Source organism: Shewanella sp. GJ50-10, from assembly GCF_055808815.1.
Map to the genome: position 1 here is coordinate 2,248,064 of NZ_JBVVSS010000001.1, position 20,774 is coordinate 2,268,837.

Here is a 20,774-nt window from a genome sequence, read left to right on the forward strand (position 1 = left end):
TTTGTGCATTTGAAGTAGAACTATTAACAGATTGAGGTGCCACAACTATATTCAAACAAAAAAATCATTAAAAAGATCTAAATAACCCTACAAAAACTAATACTTATTCTAATATTAATTATAAGAAAATATTTGTCTAAGGATTGGACTTTGAAAAGTAAGCGCAAAGGTAAACTACACCCTACTACCTCTATTAGATTAGCCATAACCTTTATCAGCTGTGTCTCACTTATAATATTAGTATTCACTCTTTCCAATAGAGTTGCTACTCAACCCCATAATGAAGTGATTAAAATAGGTGTTTCTCAGACCCCACTTACCGCACCTTTTATCATTGCAAAACATTTGGATATGTTTGAACAAGCTAACCTTAATGTGAAACTCATCGAGTGCTTTGGCGGTGTGGCCTGTAGTGAAGCTTTAATTGCTGATCAAGTTGACTACGCAACAACCTCAGAGTCTGTGGTCATGTTCAAAAGCTATCAAACCCATGATATCGCTTTGTTAACCAGTTTTGTCCAATCCACTAATGACTTAAAGCTGCTTACTTTAAATGAAGACCTATTGCTCAACAGCAACCAATCCACCAAAGAAGCAATCACCGAACCTAAAAATAATTCTCCTATAACTCACTTGGTAACTAACTCAGACAAAAAACATATTAAAAAAGTAGGCATAGTCAAAGGAAGTGCTAGCGAATATTATTTCGACACTTTGCTGGTAGCACAAGGCGGTAATGTGAAACATATCGATAAAGTATATCTTTCACCTAAACAGCTGGTTGATGCTTTAATTTTAAATCAAGTGGATGCAATATCTATTTGGGAGCCTTATGGATATCAACTAAACATGAGTGCCAGTCGCAAGATTACCAATTTAGGTATTCAAGGAATTTACCAACTCAGTTTCAATTTAATTGCTAAAAGATCTGGGTTATCACCTGATAACAACATTAAAAACAACCAAGTAATCTCACTTATCAATGTACTTGAACAATCAATAAACTGGATAAATAGTCACCCAGATGCCGCAATGCTTATCGTGGCAAAACACCTTGATGTGCCGTTAAATCAAATCAAATGGTCATGGAACGACTATATATTTAGATTATCAATAGGTAATTCTCTACTATCAAGCCTGCAGACTCAATCTCACTGGGCGAAACAAGGTGGTCTAGTCCATGGACAAGAGCCTAACTTTCGAGAAGTGATTTATAGGCAACCATTTGAAAAAGCTAAAGCCTTCGAGGATGCGAAATGGTAAATTCCATCAATGGAAAACTGATACTTCTGCTTTGCGTCAGTTTTATTTTTACTTTGCTGTTAAGCTTTTCGTTTTTACAAATTCATTCGGCTCAGCATAAAACGACTGATGCTTTGCGGTATTTTTCTGGTTTACAGAAAAATATTGATGACCTTCGCAGCCAGCTATGGTTATTTTCTCAAAGGCAAGATAGCGCCAGCTTTACTCAAGTAAAGCTGTCCCACCAAACACTGGCGCTAAAGCTTGGAAAGCAAAATTTTTATACTCAACGTGTTTTTAACCTTAAAAAATTAACCAATGATATGGCGTCATTACTATCACAAGAGCAAAATCTTTCAACCCAATCAAATAGCTTATCTGAACATCAAATCAACCAAGCACGTCAGCTATTACGCTATCGCTATAATATTTTGATTGAAAACATGTCAGAAGAAGTCGCCTATTTGAACCAAAAAACTCTAGACAGCAATGAGTTATCAATCACCTCTGTCATGCTTTATTCCGCACTAGGTTTAATTTTTACTGCCATGATAGTACTTGCGATTAGCTTCTCCATTTATCAACGATTTAAAATAGGATTCGGCAGAATGAAACTTGGGATACATGCATTATCAAAAGGAGAACTGGCCAATAAGATAAATTCTGAAAATCTAGATATAGAATTTCGCATGCTTGCATCTTTTTTTAATAATATGACCAGTAAGCTTGATGAAAGCATGGTAACAAAACAAGAGTTACAACAAGAAGTAGATAGGCAAACCAGTGAACTTGAGAGGCAAAAGCAACAGCTATTAGTTCTCTCAGAAAAAGATCATTTAACTGGAATAATGAATCGCAGAGCATTAGAAAAAGCCCTCGACGGAACTATACACAATGCGAAACTTTCACAAAGTAAAGTCGCGTTGTTTTTTCTAGATATTGATGATTTTAAAATTATTAACGATTCAATTGGTCACGACGCTGGAGATGCAGTGCTGCAGCAAGTCGCTATTAGATTGCAATCTTGTACCCGTAAATCAGATATTGTCGGACGTTTAGGCGGAGATGAATTTGTGGTCTGTTTGGGCTTAATTGAAAAAGTTGATCAAGTAGCTCAAAAGGCACAAACAATTCTAGACTCGCTTAGCACACCAATTAAGTTTAATGATTCAGATTTAACGATAACTATCAGTATGGGAGTTAGCTATTATCCGTTTCAGGCTCATACAAGAGACAGTTTAATCAAACAAGCTGACGAGTTTATGTATAAGGCCAAACAGATAAAGGGAAGTGGTTGTTTTGATGGGCAAGAGATACTTGCCCATGTTGATTTACTCGATGCAGTTCAATTGAACAAATAGTGTTATTGAGGATTAACTGCGCATTTTCGATAGTAGATTTATCAAGGTTACCGCTATTGCACCTGCAATCACGCCAAACACCGCATTTAAAATGCTTGGAGTGAGTATGCCAAATAAACCGCCGATATAGCTTATATCACTCACCATTGTCGCTATGACTGTTATCTGAGCACTGATCGCGTGAATTCCATGAGTTAAAATACCACCTCCAACCATAAACATGGCAATGGTGCCCACAATCGTTAACCCTTTCATCAAATAAGGCGCCGAAGCAAGTAACCAAAAGCCAATCTTATGCCACATAGCGACCAAAGCACCCTCACCTTTTCGCTGTGTTAGATATAAGCCCAAGTCATCGATTTTGACAATACCAGCCACTAATCCGTAAACCCCAACAGTCATGATAATAGCAATCACGCTCAAGGTAAGAAATTGACTTAATAAGCTGCTTTCAGCGACTACGCCCAAACTTATAGCAATAATCTCAGCTGATAGAACAAAATCGGTTCTAATAGCGCCTTTGACTTTTTTCTTTTCAAAATCGGCTATATCTTGTTGAGACTTTTCAATAATCTCTTGTTCTGAAATTTCGACTTTTTTATCTTTTCGCTGTACATATGAATGGTGAATCTTCTCAAATCCTTCAAAACATAGAAATAAACCGCCAAACATTAATAGCGGAGTAATCGCCCAAGGAATAAAAGCACTAATAAGTAATGCTGCAGGTACCAATATGAGTTTATTCATAAAGGAGCCTTTCGCTACGGCCCAAACTACGGGTAATTCGCGCTCCGAGGCAACACCTGAGACTTGCTGAGCATTTAGGGCTAAGTCGTCACCTAACACACCTGCAGTCTTTCTGGCCGCAATTTTACTCATTGCTGCAACATCATCCAAAATCGCAGCTATGTCGTCCAATAACATTAATAAGCTTGCACCTGCCATGTTTCTTCCTTGTGTTGTTTAATGCACTTTTATTGTTTGTAGCTTGAAATTAAACATACGTCTTGTCAGTGCCAATTCAATAAATTTTTTCAATGAACTTTGTTTTCAATGAACTGAATTATCAATAAGCTGAGCGATACAGGCCAAAATGACTCAATTAAAAAGCATATTGCCAGACAAGCCCCAGCGTATCGAAATCATTACCAATTCGGGTAATAACACCGGTACTGGCATAAAGTTTCATACTGTGGTGTTGATTAAAAGCTAAAGAGTATGTGAGACCAAACCGAGAGTTGTCTTGTGCATCATCTGCATCAATACCGTTTTTGCTTGTTTCACCACCAATAAAATAGTTACCACTTAATGACAGCCACTGGCCTCGAGCAATACTATAAATAATATGCCCTTGAAAGGTATATTGGGCCTGTTTTTCGAGAGATGTTTGATTATAAAACTCGTCGTTATCACTATAAAACCGAATCGAAGTCATCGCACTATATTGCCAATCGCCAACGGTATAAGACATGCCGACGCCGGGTCTGAACACCCATTGATTAGCACCGGCATTAATTAATTTATTTTCGTCATATGTACCTAGCGGTAAACTTAGTTGTAAACTGGCCCCCATCACCAAGCCTTCTTGATATTGAGCAAAATCTTTTCGCTCTAGAGCTGGTGCACCATAGAAGTTCCAAGTAAGTCTCACATTAGGGTCGCCATATCCACAGCGATCAGCTTCAACGATCTCGCCTTGATAATTTGCTGAGCCCTGCATGCAAATTCTAGCCATCGACATATCAAGTTTCGAAGAGCTACCAGCTAATGCAAATGAATGAGCATAAGCCAAGACGGCAGCATCAAGATTCAACTCTGCATCTTTTAGTGGTACTGAAGGAGACGGAGATAGTGCGCCTTCTGAATGCAGGTATCCTGCCGCCATAAAATGCATATCGATAGGTATATTTGTATAACTGCGAGGTTCGAGGTCTTGTGAAATAGCCTTAAAGGATGACAAAAAAATAAAGCTGCATAGCCCAAAAGTGATGAGCGTATGCTTGAAGTAAAGTGAACGAAATGAGGTTGTATAATGGTCAGATTGATTCAAAGCATTGTCCATAATTGCTCTTATATTGAATTGTTTACGTTCGAAGTATTTATTAAGTTTCTGACATATGGAATCAAGCTTTTAAGTATGAGCCGCCATGACTTGAATGAAATAGCGACTTTACACATCAGTATTTGCTAGCTTAGATCAAATAATTTCACAGCTAATAACGAATACTTATGACTCATTTTCAGTGTCCACTTTACTACCACAAGAATGACGAACTACCATATTTGTTGGGATAAGCTGCGGTCCAACTTCTTTACCACGGATTAATTTTAATAAACTTTCTACTAAGATTTCACCTGCTAACTTAGTGTTTTGCTTCACTGTCGTTAACGACGGATTCGCAAAACTTGCAACAGGTATATCATCATAACCAACCACTGCAATATCTTCTGGTACTCTAACACCCCGTTTTTTAAGTGCGCGGATAGCACCAATTGCAATGAGGTCGCTCGCAGCAAAAATAGCATCAAATTCATGACCACTATCTAAAAGTTTCATTGCAGCATCAAAGCCTGAACTTTCGGTGCTGATTGCATCAAACTGACATTTTTTATTCAGTTTAATACCTTGTTTTTTTAACACTTCTGCATGGCCAAGGTAGCGGTCGCGAAACTCAGGACTGTGCTCAGAGGCGTCACCTAAAAAAGCAATCTTACTTAACCCCAAAGAAATAATATGCTCAGTGGCAATTACACCGCCTTGATGATTGTCGCAACCAATAGACAAAACTTCTTTGTTGTTGTGCTCAGCACCCCAGATAATAAAATGGGTATTTTGTTCTAATAGCTTTTGTAACTTATGTTCATAATCCACATAATCGCCATAACCCAATAAAATAATGCCATCCGCTTTATTACTGTCTTCGTAATCAGCATGCCAATCGCTTGATAATTGCTGGAAAGAAACTAATAGATCGTAACCTTGCTGCGCAGTAGCACGGGTAATAGAGCCAAGCATAGACAAGAAGAAAGGGTTAATTAATGACTCATCGTTGGTAGGATCTTCACAAATCAATAAAGCTAATGTGTGACTATTTTGAGTGCGTAAGTTACTGGCATTCTTATCAACTTTATAATTAAGCTCTTTGGCAATAGCTTGAATTCGTTGACGAGTTTCGAGGTTAACCAAGGGACTGTTTCTCAACGCCCGAGAAACAGTTGACTGAGAAACGCCAGCGCGATAGGCGATATCAATTGAAGTAGCTTTAGATGTCATATTAGCATCAGACCTTTTTATAGTTATTTTAGGTACTCACACCCTGTTTATACCTAAAATAACGCTAATAATCACCGTTTTAATTTAATTTATAAGCCCAATTCACTCAATAAATCATCAGCATCATCTGCAACTACCACTTGCTCGTCTTTTTTAGCTTTGGTTTTAGCTTGATTATTATTGCCATTACCGTGTGCTTCTATAAGCGAGTCAGGGTCAAATTCTTCATCTAATTCAAACTCTTTCAGCTTAATGAATTCAGTTTTGTCCATTGCAAATTCAAGATAAAAAATATGATTATCAGCAGTTTTAAAAGATACCCTTCTTGATACCGCTTCATCTAAATTAGTGTCAATTGATATAGTTAACTCTTTATTAATGGTTAACATCTTTGGCTGACTTTGACTAATTGAGGTCTGCAATTCTTTTGAGATTGTTTTGATGAAATCCCCTAAAATTTGGTTCATCAACTCACCCATCACATTACCAACATCATCAGAAGTATGTGAAAAAGCTAATTCAGACTCAGGCATGCCCATATTGATCATGTAGCGACGATAAATTTCAATGGCAGCTTCTTTTGAAAAATTAATCACCACTAAACCCGAAAAACCGCCATCAAAAATGGAAAAACAACCTAAATCAGGCTTTAAACAAGTGCGAGTAATATTTTGCACCATGCCAGCATGGGTAACTTGGCTGTCACTTGTACTAGAAAGGACGTGGGAAACCGAATGACAAAGCTTAAGCAAGATGTCATCGGTAGTAACAATTTGAACTGAATCCATAGCAATTTTTACCTAGTTTTACTTTTCTCTCATTCTGAGGCTTATCGAAAAATAAATCAAAGCCAAAACATCTCATTAGCAAAAATAAAAAAACGACATAACATAGAGTGCATTAACAATTTGAAAATTAAGCTTTTCTAAACTTCACTCAACGACTCTTTATTAGGCAATATTTGTATCTTTATGTAAAAAGATATCAGTGGATCACACTTCTCGTATTTAGGAGTTCTTTCCAGAACTAAAACTGTCTATATTTGCGTAATATATTGTAAAAAAACATTATTAAGGATAGTTATGATCGCCTTCTTAAGACAGTTAACCATTTTGAAACGCCTCATCATTATGTTAGCTCTGGCGGCAATAGGTACTGTCTGCTTTGCGAGTTTCTCAATCAATGAACAATACAATAACCTTATCAATCAAAAGAAAGTGCAGATAGAAGCGCAAGTATCTACTGCAACATCTTTATTAAATGCCTTAATTAGACAAAGTAATCACCAACAAGATCTAGCCAGTTTAAAGCAGCAATCTTTAACCCTCATATCAGAGCTGCGTTATGGTCACAATGAATCTTACATTTTAGTAAACCAAGATAATGTCATCATCAGCTTCCCTGAAGTCAGCTCTCTTGAGGGACGGTCTTTTGATAGCTATGTAGCAGCTGATGGCTCTAAACCTTTAATCGAACTCGTCAGCAATGCACGTAGAATGGCCACCAGCCAACTTGAGTACCAACATAATTTGTCATCTACTTCAGGGGTAGAAACTATTTTATCCGGTGCTGAATATTTTTCAGATTGGGGCTGGACCATCATCGCCCACGCCAGTGCAAGTGATGTGAAAGACAGCATGGGAAGCGTAGTGATTAACTATCTGATAATCATGATGCTTATATCAATTCCAATTTTTGGCTTTTTCTTACTACTAAATGTATCTATCACCTCGCCTATTAATGCAGCAATTCAAGCAATGGAAGATATTGCTAAAGGTGAAGGCGATTTATCTAAACGTCTAGATAACAGCGGTAAAGATGAAGTTGCCAAAATGGCTGATGCCTTTAACGATTTTGTCATTAAAATTGCAGCTGTTGTTTCAGAGTTAAAGCCGTTAGGCAAAGAGTTGGATACTGATGCACAGCATTTATTAGTCGCAGTTGAAGAGTCAAACCAAAGCGCTGAACTCATTCACAGTGAAACTCAAAGTGTTGCTACTGCTGTAAATCAAATGCTCGCGACTACAAATGATATGGCGCAAAATACATACCAAGCGGCTGATGGGGCAAATAACGTTAAGCAGCAAGCGCAGCAATCCCATGCCTTCATGCAAGAAACCGTGCATGAAACAGACCTTTTGGTTAATGAGCTTAAAAATGCTGAAAACGTCACCCATGATTTAGGTAAGTCTTCTGCAGAGATTAGCTCAATTTTAGACACCATTGGTGGTATTGCAGATCAAACCAACTTGCTTGCACTAAATGCAGCGATCGAAGCTGCCCGTGCTGGTGAATATGGCCGTGGTTTTGCGGTCGTTGCAGATGAGGTACGAGCATTAGCAACTCGTACACAAGCTTCTACCAATGAAATCAATAAAATCATTACCAACATCCACGATGGTGTTGAACTAGTGATTAAGAGCAATACCGAAACTCAAGAGCAATCTATACAGTTGCAAAGTAAAGCGATTCAGTCTCAAGAAGCAATGACAGAAATATTAGCTGTTATAGCAAACATCAGCGACATGAATACTCAGCTTGCCAGTGCAACTGAAGAACAGTCTCAAGTCACCGAAGAAATTAACCGTAATATCACCACAATTTCAGAGTTAACTGAAATAGCAGTAAGAACCAACGAAACTAACTCTCTTGCCGCGCAATCACTACAAACTATTAGTCAGAATGTGACTGAAAATCTTGGCCAATTCAAAACAGACTAACTTTTGCAAGTTGTCATAATTTTAAGGTGCCATCATTTTGATGGCACCTTGATATCCATCATAAAACTTCTATCATCTGCTCCAAATTTAACCTCTCTAGTTAACTTCTTAGCTAAATGAATCATTTTTAATTTCTAAACCAGACAATTGCTGACAAGTTACTGTTAGCAGCCACAGGTTTGCGGTAGTATTTGTCTTATTATTAATGATCGAGTTAGTCTAGATGTACGAAAAGACCGTCACCATTATTGCACCCCACGGAATACACACCCGCCCTGCCGCTTTATTAGTCAAAGCCGCAAAAAACTTTGACTGTGACGTCATAGTCGAATGTAATGGCAAACAAGCAAGTGCCAAAAGTTTGTTTAAATTACAAACCTTAGGGTTATATCAAGGTCAATCTGTTAAGGTATTTGCTGACGGAGAACAGGCTGAAAAAGCAGTAGAAACTGTCTCTGAATTACTTATCACTCTCAGCTAACAGGAACGTTTATGGCAGTAACAGGTATTGTAGTTTCCCCCGGAATCGCATTTGGCCAAGCGGTTCATATTAACCTGCATAATCAAACTGTCGATTATCGTTTATTACCTGTTGCCGATATCCCTAAAGAGTGCGAAAAAGCCACCAAAGCTATTGGTTTCCTCAGTAGTCACTTAAAACACTGCCAAACCAAAATCGAACCCGATAGTGAACACTTTCACTTAATCGATGCCGACATCATGCTGTTAGAAGATGATGATTTAGCACTACAACTAAAAAATTATATTACCCGATTTAGATTTTCTGCTGTCGTTTCAGTTGAGCGAATATTTGCCCAACATGCTGAAGAATTAGCGCAACTCGATGACCCTTATATGGCGAATCGCAGTAATGATGTTATTTGTTTAGGTAAACGGCTGATGTCAGCGGTAAACGGAACATTGCAATGGGATGTCTCAAAGCTAACAGATAACAGTATTTTACTTGCTGAAGATATCACCCCAGCTGAATTTGCCACTATTCCGTTAAACAAAATTAAAGGGATTGTTCTACAAACAGGCGGCTTAACCAGTCATACCGCTATTTTAGCAAAAGCTGCTGGGATCCCCGCTCTACTCAGTTGCCAATTTAATACTTATGACATCAATGATGGTAGCCCGCTGATTTTAGATGCCATTAGTGGTGAGCTTCATATCAACCCAACGCCAGAAACTGAGCAGCTATTACAACAAAAATCAGCACAAGAAACCCAACGCCGCGCCGCGTTATTACAATATGTTGATAAGCCAAGCGTTACCCGTGATGGTCATCCTGTTTGCTTACTGGCAAATGTCAGCAGTCTCAATGATATTACTCAAATTGAACACAGTGGCGCTGCCGGCATTGGCTTATTTAGAACCGAATTTTTACTGATGCAAGTTGATTCTGTGCCAGATGAAAAACAGCAATATCAACAATATTGTGATGCATTGCATAGCTTAAATGGCAAAGTACTCACCATTCGTACCTTTGACATCGGTGCTGATAAGGAAATCCCTTGTTTAAGCCAGCAATATGAAGATAACCCTGCCTTAGGTGTTCGTGGCATACGTTATAGCCTTCAACATCAATCACTATTTACTACCCAAGTCAAAGCAGTGCTCCGAGCGGCTAATCACGGCCGAATTAGGCTGTTATTTCCAATGGTGAACCAGGTTGAAGAACTTGAACAAGCTTTCGAGTTAATTGATTGGTGCAAACAGCAGCTTATTGAAGAAGAAAAAGGGTTTGGCGAGCTGAATATTGGCATTATGGTGGAAACACCAGCAGCAGTACTTAATTTGCCACACTTATTGCCTAAGTTAGACTTTGTTAGTATTGGCAGCAACGACTTAACTCAATATACATTAGCCGCAGACAGGGGCAACCCTGTATTAGTCAAAGACTATCCTCCTGTATCACCAGCAATGATCCGATTTATTAAAATGGCGGTCGATACCTGCAAAATACATCAAACCAAAGTGTGTTTGTGTGGTGAATTAGCCAGTGATACGAAACTAATTAGTTTATTAGTCGGTCTAGGAATTGACGAGCTTAGTGTTAATACCTCCAGCTTATTAGATGTTAAAGCCACTATTTGTAATGGCCAATATCAACAGTTTTACACCCAGGCACAGCAAGCGTTAGGCTTTAGCCACATAGAACAATTAAACCAGTTATTCAGTTAATTTGACTTTATTTAGTATTTTTCAATATTTATTGTTTATAAAAAAATCAGACAACACTAGAATAAAACCATAAAAACATTATAAAAAGAGGCTATATCTCATGGGATTTTTAAGCCGTATACGCCGACTTATTTCAGGGCAACCGACCTTAACTGGCGGTATCGAAATTTTTGCACCTGTTTCAGGCGACCTAGTAGAAATTGAACAAGTACCCGATGTAGTTTTTGCGGAGAAAATCGTCGGCGATGGGTTAGCTATCAATCCAACTGGCAAGCTCATTTTAGCGCCTATCGATGGCACTATTGGCAAGATATTTGAAACTAACCATGCGTTTAGTATTGAGTCACCTCAAGGTCTAGAGCTGTTTGTCCATTTTGGTGTTGGTACAGTCGAGCTTCGTGGTAATGGGTTCAAGCGCTTAGCTGAAGAAGGCCAACAAGTAAAAGTGGGCGATCCAATATTAGAATTTGACTTGGAATACTTAACTGACCAAGTAGAAAGCTTATTGACCCCTGTCGTGCTGGCAAATATGGAAGATGTACAATATTTAGTTAAAGCGCAAGGTCAGGTTATCGCCGGTAAAGATGTCATCTTTACTGTTGAGTTGTAATAGTTGAGCTCAAAATTTTATAGTATCAATTTATTTAACCCTACAAATTATTAAGTAGTACTGTGCAATAAATTACTTTGAAATATTCGACTGTATAATTCATTAATCAGTACTGCGATAAAACAAGAACCAAGGAAAAGAACACACAATGAGTAATAGCGTTATTTATGGCATCAAGAATTGCGATACCGTTCGTAAAGCACGTAAATGGTTAGAATCTGAAGACCAAGCTTTCACTTTCCACGACTTTCGTGAGCAAGGCATTAACGCTGACATCATTAACCAATGGTTTGAACTTGCAGATTGGGAGCTACTGTTTAATAAACGCAGCACCAGTTTCCGCAATCTAACCGATGATCAAAAAGCCGATATTACTAAAGAGAAAGCGCTGCAGTTAATGGTGGAGTTTCCTACTTTAATTAAACGACCAGTGTTAGTTCAAAACAATCAAATCTTAATCGGTTTCAAAGCAGCAGATTACCAAGCGTGGTTTAAATAATGACTCAAGAAGTATTAGAACTCACTAAAGACTTGCTTGCTCGCCCATCAGTTACCCCGCTAGATGAAGGCTGTCAAAAACTTATGGGTGACAGACTCGCTACAGCTGGATTCAATATTGAATCTATGGTGTTTGATGACACAACAAACATGTGGGCAAGACGTGGCACAAAAAGCCCAGTTTTCTGTTTTGCTGGCCACACTGATGTTGTCCCTACTGGCGATTTAAGTAAATGGCACACGCCACCTTTTGAGCCAACAGTCATTGATGATTATATTCACGGCCGCGGCGCTGCAGACATGAAAGGCTCGTTAGCCGCAATGGTTGTGGCAACTGAACGTTTTGTTGCTAAGCATCCTGATCATAACGGCTCAATTGCGTTTTTAATTACCAGCGATGAAGAAGGACCATTCATCAATGGTACAACCCGTGTTATTGATACTCTTGAAGCACGAAATGAGAAAATCACTTGGTCATTAGTAGGTGAGCCTTCATCGACTCACAAACTGGGTGATGTGGTCAAAAACGGCCGCCGAGGAAGTCTTACTGGCAATTTAACAGTCAAAGGTATTCAAGGCCATGTAGCCTACCCTCACCTTGCTGATAACCCAATACACAAAGCATCACCAGCTTTAGCTGAGCTTGCACAAATGCATTGGGATAATGGTAACGAGTTTTTCCCACCAACCAGTTTTCAAATTGCCAACATTAATGGCGGAACTGGTGCATCAAATGTAATACCAGGTGATTTGCAGGTGATGTTTAACTTCAGGTACTCAACTGAAGTCACTGCGGAAGAATTAATTAAACGAGTATTAAATATTCTTGATGCCCACGGTTTAGATTATGACATCGATTGGGTATTTAACGGCTTGCCGTTTTTGACCGGTGACGGACCATTACTGGAAGCGACAAAAGCTGCTATTTTGGATGTCACAGGCTACGAAACCGATCCACAAACATCAGGCGGCACATCAGATGGACGCTTTATCGCACCAACAGGCGCTCAAGTCATCGAGCTTGGCCCTGTGAATGCCACCATTCATAAAATTAATGAGTGCGTAAAAGTGTCTGACCTAGAAATTTTAGCACTTTGCTATGAATCAATTTTAGAAAAACTGCTTTGCGAGTAACCAACACGTCAGAGCCAAAAAGCTTGGCTCAATTGACAAATTTACAGTATCCAGCCTTATATGGGCTGGATGAGTCTCACCTCGTACCACTAGGCCAATTCTTACTGACCGCTAGAACTTTAACTGCGTTTAATAAAATGCAGCAACATGCCCTATCTGATGGTATTGATGTTCAGATTTGTTCAGCTTATCGCAATTTCGAGCGCCAAATGGCCATTTGGAACGGTAAAGCGCTAGGCAAGCGCACGTTGCTTGATATTAATAACCAGCCAATAGATCACTCACTCTTAACTGATGAGCAATTAGTGGATGCCATTTTATGTTGGTCTGCATTACCTGGTGCTTCACGGCATCATTGGGGGACTGATATTGATGTATTTGATGGTAATAACATCAGCAAAGCTGATTTAAAATTAATCAGTGATGAGTATGTTGATGATGGCCCTTGCGCTCAGTTAGCTATTTGGCTAACTCAACATGCAAGCGAGCATGGATTTTACTTACCTTATCAAGCAAACAAAAGTGGTGTTAGCCCTGAGCCTTGGCATTTAAGCTATTTTCCCGAGTCTTCACAGATTTTATCACAATATCAGCCAGATTCCTTAAGACAGCTCTTGTCTCAAGCTGAAATCACTTTACAATCAGCCCTGCTTAAAAAACTCGATACTCTAGTCGACCATTATGTGTTTTTTGTCGCTAATACACCCGAGTAATCAGAAGTTACTCTTTAAAGATGCATAATCGTTGAACCGATATTGTCGTTTTATTTAAGCACTGTCATTCACATCAGCCTAGGTTGATAATTTTTATCGTTTCCCGTTTTAGAGAACACCATGACTCAATCAGTACCTCTAACAGTACCGCTAAGTGTTAACATCGACAATCACAAGCTTCATTACACAGATGAAGGCCAAGGACCTGTGTTATTTTTTATCCATGGTTTCCTCGCTGATAATACGATGTGGCGACCTCAGATTGAACAATTAAGCCAACACTATCGCTGTATTGCTGTTGATTTGTGGGCGCATGGCCAGTCAGAAGCCATGCCTTCAGGCACTACCTCATTGATTACAATTGCTGAGAACTGCTTAGCATTACTTTCGTCTCTTGAAATTGAAAACTGCTCTGTTTTAGGTAATGGCACAGGTGGCGCAATTGCTGCTGAAATGGTGTTGTCAGAGCCTACAAAAATTTCAAAACTGGTACTTTCAAATGCTTTTATCGGTTTTGAGCCTCAAGTTAATTGCGCCAAATATCAAGGGTGGATTGACCAAGCCAATGAGCAGAAACAATGCAGTGCTTCATTAGCTGAAACAGTAGCAAACAAATTCTTTATTGCATCACAAGAGTCAGAAGCGAAAAAGGCGTTAGTTAATAAGCTTACTAATTTATCAGCATTACAAATTGAACAACTCGCATTATTTAGCCCATTGGCACTATATAAACGTGACACTCTAGAATTGGTTGAACAATTTGCTTTACCCTGCTTGATCATGATTGGTGAGCAAAACCAACTTAGAACAATGCTTGAAGCTTACTTAATGCAAGATTGCATCTCAGGTAGTCAACTGGTGCAAATCGCTAATAGCGGACATTTTTCAAATATTGAACAAGCAGAGAAAGTGAATCAAACCTTAGAAACATTTCTTCGCTAAGCGTGAAATGATTTCAATTTAATAAATTAAATGGATAGACCAGCATAATTTAATTTGCTGATATACTCTTGAAAATGATAAAAATCAGCTAATGGCTGAATAAAAATAACTCTACATCTTTCACTATTATTTGGGTCTAAACAATCAATGAAATTACTAAAGCCTCTATTTGATAACAATCGCCGCTGGGCTGAACGTATAAACGAAGAAGACCCTGATTTCTTCAAGCAACTCGCAGAACAACAGAATCCTGAATATTTATGGATTGGATGTTCTGATAGCCGCGTACCCTCTAATCAGATTATTGACTTAATGCCTGGTGAAGTTTTTGTTCATCGTAATATTGCCAATATGGTCATTCACACTGATTTAAACTGCTTGTCTGTTATTCAGTATGCTGTTGAAGTTCTTAAAGTTAAACACATTATGGTGGTTGGCCATTACGGTTGTGGCGGTGTTAAAGCCTCAATGAGTAACGAACGTTTTGGACTTATTGATAACTGGCTAGGTCACTTAAAAGATATTTATCGCCTACATAGCATAGATCTTGAGAAGCTTGATGAAGAGCAACGTTTTAATCGTCTATGCGAATTGAACGTGATGGAACAAGTTGCCAATGTCACCAGCACATCAATTGTTCAAGATGCTTGGGATCGTGGTCAAGAAGTCGCTATTCACGGTTGGATTTACGGAATTAATAATGGGTTATTAACCGACTTAGATGTAACTGTTTTCAGTGAACACGCTAACACGAAGGCCGAAACGCCAACAAGTTGATATCTATGAAGTAAGATTAATAAAATCTAATAACACTCAACAAAGCCCACTGATAATGTGGGTTTTGTTGTTTTTATCTCTTGATTTTAAACAGTTACGCACTTGAGTTTAGCTTCTGTGACATAAAAATTAGCATTTAATGAATCTATTATGCTGAAACTTCCATGCAATCACACGTAAACGTCATATAGTTAATGCAATTAACGCCCTAACCCAGTTATAATCTTCGGGTTTATTTAGCGCGACCTCGCGCACTGCATTTTTTAGGAGATAATTTCCATGCCAGGTTTTGAATTATTTGGTCCAGAGGAAAAGCAAGAAGTCGCTGATGTGATGGAAAATGGTTTTACCTTTCGTTATAACTTCGATCACATGCGTAACGATCGTTGGAAGACTCGTGAGATGGAAGCCCTTCTTTGCGAAAAGATGAATGCTAAGCATGCTCATCTTGTTTCTAGTGGCACCGCCGCATTACAAACAGCTATGGCTGCAGCAGGTATTGGCGCTGGTGATGAAGTTATCGTTCCTCCGTTTACCTTTGTTGCTTCAGTAGAAGCAGTATTTATGGCTGGCGCAGTCCCTATTTTTGCTGAGATTGATGAAACACTTTGTTTATCTCCAGAAGGAATTGAAGCGGCAATTACCCCACGCACTAAAGCAATCAACCTTGTTCACATGTGTGGTTCTATGGCTAAAATGGATGAAATTTTAGCGGTATGTAAAAAGCACAACCTAGTTATTCTTGAAGATGCTTGTCAAGCCATTGGCGGCAGCTATAAAGGTAAAGCCTTAGGTACTATTGGTGATGTGGGTTGTTATTCATTTGATTCTGTTAAAACCATCACCTGTGGTGAAGGCGGCGCAATCATGACGAATAACGAAACTATTTATAACCATGCACACATGTTCTCAGATCACGGCCATGACCACGTTGGTAATGATCGCGGTGCTGAAGGCCACCCTATCATGGGTCTAAACTTCCGTATTTCTGAAATGAACTCTGCAATGGGTCTTGCTCAGTTACGTAAGCTAGACAAAATCATTGATATTCAGCGTACCAACAAAAAGCTGATTAAAGATGCCATGGCTGATATCCCAGAAGTGACTTTCCGTGAAATTCCAGATCCTGAAGGTGATTCAGCTGGTTTCTTAACCTTCTTAATGCCTACAGAAGAACGTACTGTTGAAATTAACAAAAAGTTAGCTGAAAACGGCGTTGATGGTTGTTTCTACTGGTATGTGAACAACTGGCATTACCTAAATAACTGGAAGCACATTCAAGAGCTTAAGTCTCCTGCTGCATTACCGATCACATTAATTCAAGATCGTCCAGATTACACTAAGGTTGAAACGCCTAAGTCTGATGCCATCATGAGTCGTACTATTTCTATGCTAATTAAACTGTCTTGGACAGAAGAAGAAATAGCCCAGCGTATTGAAAACATCAAACGTGCTTTTGCTTAATTAATCAGATTATCTCTATCGCGCCTTTTTACTAACTGGCGCGATAGTACTTTTACAGTACTAATCTCAACGGAGAATGTTGTAATGAGTTTCAAAAATTTCAAATGCGTACCAAAAATGATTTTTGGTCGTGGTTCATTTGCTCAGTTAGATTCAGTTTTAGCTGAAGAACGTAAAGTCGAAAATGACTTTGTGATATTTTTAGTTGATGACGTACATCAAGATAAGCCGCTTGCAGGTCGTGTACCAGCTAAAGCACATGACTTACTGATTTACGTTAATGTCGATGATGAACCAACGACTAAACAAGTTGATGCACTAACTGAACAAGTTCAAGCTTTTAATACTAAACTTCCAGTAAGTGTTATTGGTCTTGGTGGTGGTTCTACCCTTGATTTAGCTAAAGCAGTATCACTTATGCTAACCAACGAAGGTGGCAGTGCTGAATACCAAGGTTGGGATTTAATTAAGAACCCTGCTGTTCATCACATTGGTATTCCAACTGTATCTGGTACAGGTGCTGAAGCGTCACGTACTGCTGTACTTTGTGGGCCAGTTCGTAAATTAGGTTTGAACTCTGACTACACTGTATTTGACCAAATCATCATGGACTCTGAGCTTATTGCTGGCGTACCGACTGATCAATGGTTCTACACTGGTATGGATTGCTACATCCATTGTGTTGAATCGCTAGAGGGTACCTACCTAAACGAATTTGCTAAAGCATTCGCTGAAAAGTCTATGGACTTATGTCGCGAGGTCTTCGTTGACAATCACGAAGAAAAAGACGACAAGTTAATGATGGCATCATACATGGGTGGTATGAGTATCGCTTATAGCCAAGTTGGCGCATGTCACGCTGTTTCATACGGCTTAGGTTATGTATTAGGTTACCATCACGGTATAGGTAACTGTTTAGCATTTGACGTACTTGAAGAGTTTTACCCAGAAGGCGTTAAAGAATTCCGTAAAATGATGGAAGTTCATAACATCACGTTACCGAAAAACATCTGTAAAGATCTACCAGATGAAACTATCGCTAAGATGGTTGCAGTAACTAAGAGCATGGGCCCATTATGGGACAATGTTTACGGTGCTGGCTGGGAAGAAAAAGTTACTGATGAAATGCTGACTAAGTTATTCCGACGCATTTAATTTAGCCCTAAAAGCTATCTTTAAGGGCTCATTTGAGCCCTTTTGTTTATCGTTTTAAGATAAGTAGGTTTATTGATGAAAGTTACTCTTTTAATCCCTGCTAGATATGGTTCTAGCCGTTTTCCTGGCAAACCACTAGCACCTATTAATGGTAAGCCAATGATCCAACACGTTTTCGAACGTGCTTCATTAGCAAAAGGATTAGATAATATTTATGTTGCAACTGACGACGACCGTATTAAAGAAGCGGTAGAGTCATTTGGCGGCCAAGTTGTCATGACTAGCCCAGAAGCTGCATCAGGCACCGATCGCATTAATGATGCTATTAGCCAACTTGGTTTAGCTGATGATGATTTGGTGATCAACCTTCAAGGTGACCAACCACTTATTGACCCTATATCAATCGAACAGATTATTAGCCTTTTTGAACGCCATCCAGGTGAGTTTGAAATGGCGACATTAGGCTTTGAAATTATCGACAAGCAAGAACGTGATGACCCGCTTCACGTTAAAATGGTTTTTGATAATGAATTTAATGCATTGTATTTCTCTCGCTCATGCATTCCATTTGGTCGTGACACAGATGACTACCCTGTTTATAAGCACCTTGGCGTTTATGCTTATACCCGTCGCTTTGTTAATGCCTTTGCTAAATTGCCTCTAGGGCGTTTAGAAGATTTAGAGAAATTAGAGCAACTTCGCGCTTTAGAATATGGCCATAAGATCAAAGTTGCAATTAGCGCATTTGATTCGCCAGAAGTTGACACGCCTGAAGATATTCGTAAATGTGAACAGCGTTTAGCTGTTGATTAAGCTCGTTATTATTAATTGAGGTAGGCATGGATTTATCAGGTTTAGAAGTGTGGATCATCATCATTTTAGTTGTTGGTATCATTGCCAGTAATTTAGCCGTTTTAAAATACAGCGCTAAATTTAAAATGCCGCAATTTGGTGACCCCAAAAAACCAAACAGTGACAACAACGCTGACAGTAGTGATAAAGCAGAAAGTGCCACTGACAATAATAGCGATACTGAAATCAATAACTAAAATCGATAAATAAAATCGAAAAATAAATACGATGAGTAAAAGAAATTAGTCGCAGTATTAATTGTTTATACATAAAAAAGAGACTCATTCGAGTCTCTTTTTTTAGATTAAATAATCTGACTTAACTAGTTAGAAGACACTTCTTCATCAACTTTAATTTCTGTTGGAGGTCTATTATCAGGCCAAGCGTTGATAACTGCTTTGACTAAAGATGCCAAAGGTATTGCAAAGAACACGCCCCAAACACCCCAAAGCCCACCAAAAACAAGCACTGCAGCAATAATCAAAACTGGATGTAAATCGACAGCATCTGAGAACAAAACAGGAACGAGCACATTGCCATCTAATGCTTGAATTATCCCGTAACCAATCATTACATAGCCAAATTCAGGGCTTACCCCCCATTGTACAAAAGCAACTAATGCAATTGGCAATGTGACTAATGTAGCGCCAACATATGGGATAAGAACCGAAAGTCCAGTCAACACACCCAATAACGCAGAATATCTAAGACCCATTACAGCGAAAAAAATATAGCTAACGGTACCGACAATGACAATTTCTATTACTTTGCCGCGAATATAGTTGAAAATTTGCTGATCCATTTCGAACCAAACTTTTCTAGCTAAATCACGATTATTAGGGAAAAAACGTTTGCTGCTTTTAATCAGCTGATCTTTGTCTTTTAAAAAGAAGAACACTAATAACGGTACTAAAATCACATATACCATCAGCACTAATAATGAAGCCGAAAAACCTAATAATTGTTTACCTATATCCAGTAAATGTTGGGTATCAACAAGTTTTTTTAGTTCTATCACCATGGCATCAATTTGTTCGATACTAATATATTGCGGGTAATTTTCACTTAAGGAAACTAGAGACTGCATCCCTGTATCAATCATCAAAGGTAAGTCTGTTGCCAACGCGATGCCTTGGCGCCAAAGACTTGGAACTAAACCGAATGCCAGTAACACCATCAACCCGATAAACAATACTAAAATTAACGAAGCTCCTAGAGTGCGATTAATACCAAATTTTGCAATCTGTGCAACAGGCCACTCCAATAAAAAAGCCAATACTAACGCAACCAACAATGGTGCCAGGAGTCCACCAGCAAAATAAAGCAGTAAGCCTATCCCAAGTAAAATAAACACTAATGTTATCGCGTGAGGATCGCTGAATCTGGCTTTATACCAATCACTTAAAAATGAGAGCATCGTTTTACCTAAAAAAGAAATACAGTTTTAATTGTTATAATCGGATTCTATCTTAATAGAACTATAAGATTATACTTATATATTGTTAAGTTTTGTGATGTGCAATGACATAGCTTTGTCATTATCATCAGTAATTTGAACCTGAAATCCAAATTTTTTCAAAAACAGCGGAACATCTCGACGTGAACCAGAGTCAGAGATACTAATTGCCAATGTTTCACCAGGTAGCATTTTTTTTAAGGCTAGCTTAATTTGCACCAAAGGATAGGGGCATTGATGAGCAGTTAAATCAATAAATTTCATTATGAACTTGCTTTACACATTCTATGGCTATTATCCTAGCAAGGACAATAAACCACAAGCGATACCATTAAGGTGTTGATGTAATTTTGCTTGCCACCCTATTGAAATAATTATAATAAAGGTTT

At 38.7% G+C, this 20,774-nt stretch carries 21 protein-coding genes; 15 read left to right on the forward strand and 6 right to left on the reverse strand.

Translation table 11 applies throughout. The features are described from left to right. Window positions 1-132: 132 nt before the first annotated feature. Window positions 133-1,263: an ABC transporter substrate-binding protein gene (locus tag AC0L4E_RS09390; RefSeq protein ID WP_473678983.1), complete on the forward strand. Its 1,131-nt coding sequence runs from the start codon at window positions 133-135 to the stop codon at window positions 1,261-1,263. After that, on the forward strand, window positions 1,257-2,603 hold the full coding sequence (locus AC0L4E_RS09395; protein ID WP_473678984.1) for a diguanylate cyclase domain-containing protein: 1,347 nt from the start codon (window positions 1,257-1,259) through the stop codon (window positions 2,601-2,603). The genes AC0L4E_RS09390 and AC0L4E_RS09395 overlap by 7 nt, the downstream gene beginning before the upstream one ends. Before the next feature lie 12 nt (window positions 2,604-2,615). Here the strand turns inward: AC0L4E_RS09395 and AC0L4E_RS09400 are convergent, their stop codons facing one another. The 4 genes from AC0L4E_RS09400 to AC0L4E_RS09415 all read right to left on the reverse strand — a co-directional run bounded on the left by AC0L4E_RS09400 (window position 2,616) and on the right by AC0L4E_RS09415 (window position 6,665). Then, a complete protein-coding gene (locus tag AC0L4E_RS09400; RefSeq protein ID WP_473678985.1) occupies window positions 2,616-3,548 on the reverse strand; it encodes a DUF808 domain-containing protein in 933 nt (310 codons plus the stop codon). Between the two features lie 157 nt (window positions 3,549-3,705). Beyond that, a complete protein-coding gene (locus tag AC0L4E_RS09405; RefSeq protein WP_473678987.1) occupies window positions 3,706-4,563 on the reverse strand; it encodes a transporter in 858 nt (285 codons plus the stop codon). A 267-nt stretch (window positions 4,564-4,830) separates the two neighbouring features. Beyond that, a complete protein-coding gene (locus tag AC0L4E_RS09410) occupies window positions 4,831-5,877 on the reverse strand; it encodes a LacI family DNA-binding transcriptional regulator (protein WP_299569326.1) in 1,047 nt (348 codons plus the stop codon). Between the two features lie 89 nt (window positions 5,878-5,966). Next, window positions 5,967-6,665 (reverse strand): DUF3334 family protein, encoded by a 699-nt coding sequence (locus AC0L4E_RS09415; RefSeq protein ID WP_299569329.1) that lies wholly within the window; start codon window positions 6,663-6,665, stop codon window positions 5,967-5,969. Window positions 6,666-6,959: 294 nt separating this feature from the next. On the opposite strand from AC0L4E_RS09415, the gene AC0L4E_RS09420 reads away from it, so the two are divergent. The 13 genes from AC0L4E_RS09420 to AC0L4E_RS09480 all read left to right on the forward strand — a co-directional run bounded on the left by AC0L4E_RS09420 (window position 6,960) and on the right by AC0L4E_RS09480 (window position 19,126). Further along, complete coding sequence (locus AC0L4E_RS09420; protein WP_473678988.1) at window positions 6,960-8,597, forward strand: methyl-accepting chemotaxis protein; 1,638 nt, start codon at window positions 6,960-6,962, stop codon at window positions 8,595-8,597. A 223-nt stretch (window positions 8,598-8,820) separates the two neighbouring features. After that, complete coding sequence (locus AC0L4E_RS09425; protein WP_102526216.1) at window positions 8,821-9,078, forward strand: HPr family phosphocarrier protein; 258 nt, start codon at window positions 8,821-8,823, stop codon at window positions 9,076-9,078. A gap of 11 nt (window positions 9,079-9,089) precedes the next feature. Continuing rightward, entirely contained in the window at window positions 9,090-10,784 is a 1,695-nt protein-coding gene (ptsP, locus tag AC0L4E_RS09430; protein ID WP_473678989.1) for a phosphoenolpyruvate--protein phosphotransferase, read from the forward strand. 100 nt (window positions 10,785-10,884) lie between these two features. After that, on the forward strand, window positions 10,885-11,394 hold the full coding sequence (gene crr, locus AC0L4E_RS09435; RefSeq protein ID WP_299569336.1) for a PTS glucose transporter subunit IIA: 510 nt from the start codon (window positions 10,885-10,887) through the stop codon (window positions 11,392-11,394). A 148-nt stretch (window positions 11,395-11,542) separates the two neighbouring features. After that, window positions 11,543-11,893 (forward strand): arsenate reductase, encoded by a 351-nt coding sequence (locus AC0L4E_RS09440; RefSeq protein WP_473678990.1) that lies wholly within the window; start codon window positions 11,543-11,545, stop codon window positions 11,891-11,893. Then, window positions 11,893-13,026 (forward strand): succinyl-diaminopimelate desuccinylase, encoded by a 1,134-nt coding sequence (gene dapE, locus AC0L4E_RS09445; RefSeq protein ID WP_473678991.1) that lies wholly within the window; start codon window positions 11,893-11,895, stop codon window positions 13,024-13,026. Before AC0L4E_RS09440 ends, dapE begins: the two co-directional genes overlap by 1 nt. A gap of 23 nt (window positions 13,027-13,049) precedes the next feature. Next, window positions 13,050-13,739 (forward strand): M15 family metallopeptidase, encoded by a 690-nt coding sequence (locus AC0L4E_RS09450; protein ID WP_473678992.1) that lies wholly within the window; start codon window positions 13,050-13,052, stop codon window positions 13,737-13,739. A gap of 120 nt (window positions 13,740-13,859) precedes the next feature. Beyond that, window positions 13,860-14,681, forward strand: coding sequence for an alpha/beta fold hydrolase (locus AC0L4E_RS09455; protein ID WP_473678993.1), 822 nt, complete (start codon window positions 13,860-13,862; stop codon window positions 14,679-14,681). Window positions 14,682-14,828: 147 nt separating this feature from the next. Continuing rightward, on the forward strand, window positions 14,829-15,458 hold the full coding sequence (can, locus tag AC0L4E_RS09460) for a carbonate dehydratase (RefSeq protein ID WP_473678994.1): 630 nt from the start codon (window positions 14,829-14,831) through the stop codon (window positions 15,456-15,458). A gap of 279 nt (window positions 15,459-15,737) precedes the next feature. Next, a complete protein-coding gene (gene kdnA, locus AC0L4E_RS09465; RefSeq protein ID WP_299569348.1) occupies window positions 15,738-16,922 on the forward strand; it encodes an 8-amino-3,8-dideoxy-alpha-D-manno-octulosonate transaminase KdnA in 1,185 nt (394 codons plus the stop codon). An 84-nt stretch (window positions 16,923-17,006) separates the two neighbouring features. Then, entirely contained in the window at window positions 17,007-18,077 is a 1,071-nt protein-coding gene (gene kdnB / locus AC0L4E_RS09470) for a 3-deoxy-alpha-D-manno-octulosonate 8-oxidase KdnB (protein WP_473678995.1), read from the forward strand. A gap of 75 nt (window positions 18,078-18,152) precedes the next feature. Then, on the forward strand, window positions 18,153-18,890 hold the full coding sequence (kdsB, locus tag AC0L4E_RS09475; RefSeq protein ID WP_153913475.1) for an 8-amino-3,8-dideoxy-manno-octulosonate cytidylyltransferase KdsB: 738 nt from the start codon (window positions 18,153-18,155) through the stop codon (window positions 18,888-18,890). Between the two features lie 26 nt (window positions 18,891-18,916). Beyond that, entirely contained in the window at window positions 18,917-19,126 is a 210-nt protein-coding gene (locus AC0L4E_RS09480) for a DUF2897 family protein (protein WP_473678996.1), read from the forward strand. Window positions 19,127-19,251: 125 nt separating this feature from the next. Here the strand turns inward: AC0L4E_RS09480 and AC0L4E_RS09485 are convergent, their stop codons facing one another. Together AC0L4E_RS09485 and AC0L4E_RS09490 are read right to left on the reverse strand one after the other, a co-directional pair. After that, window positions 19,252-20,346, reverse strand: coding sequence for an AI-2E family transporter (locus tag AC0L4E_RS09485; RefSeq protein ID WP_473678997.1), 1,095 nt, complete (start codon window positions 20,344-20,346; stop codon window positions 19,252-19,254). A 75-nt stretch (window positions 20,347-20,421) separates the two neighbouring features. Next, entirely contained in the window at window positions 20,422-20,649 is a 228-nt protein-coding gene (locus AC0L4E_RS09490; protein ID WP_473678998.1) for a sulfurtransferase TusA family protein, read from the reverse strand. Window positions 20,650-20,774: the final 125 nt, after the last annotated feature.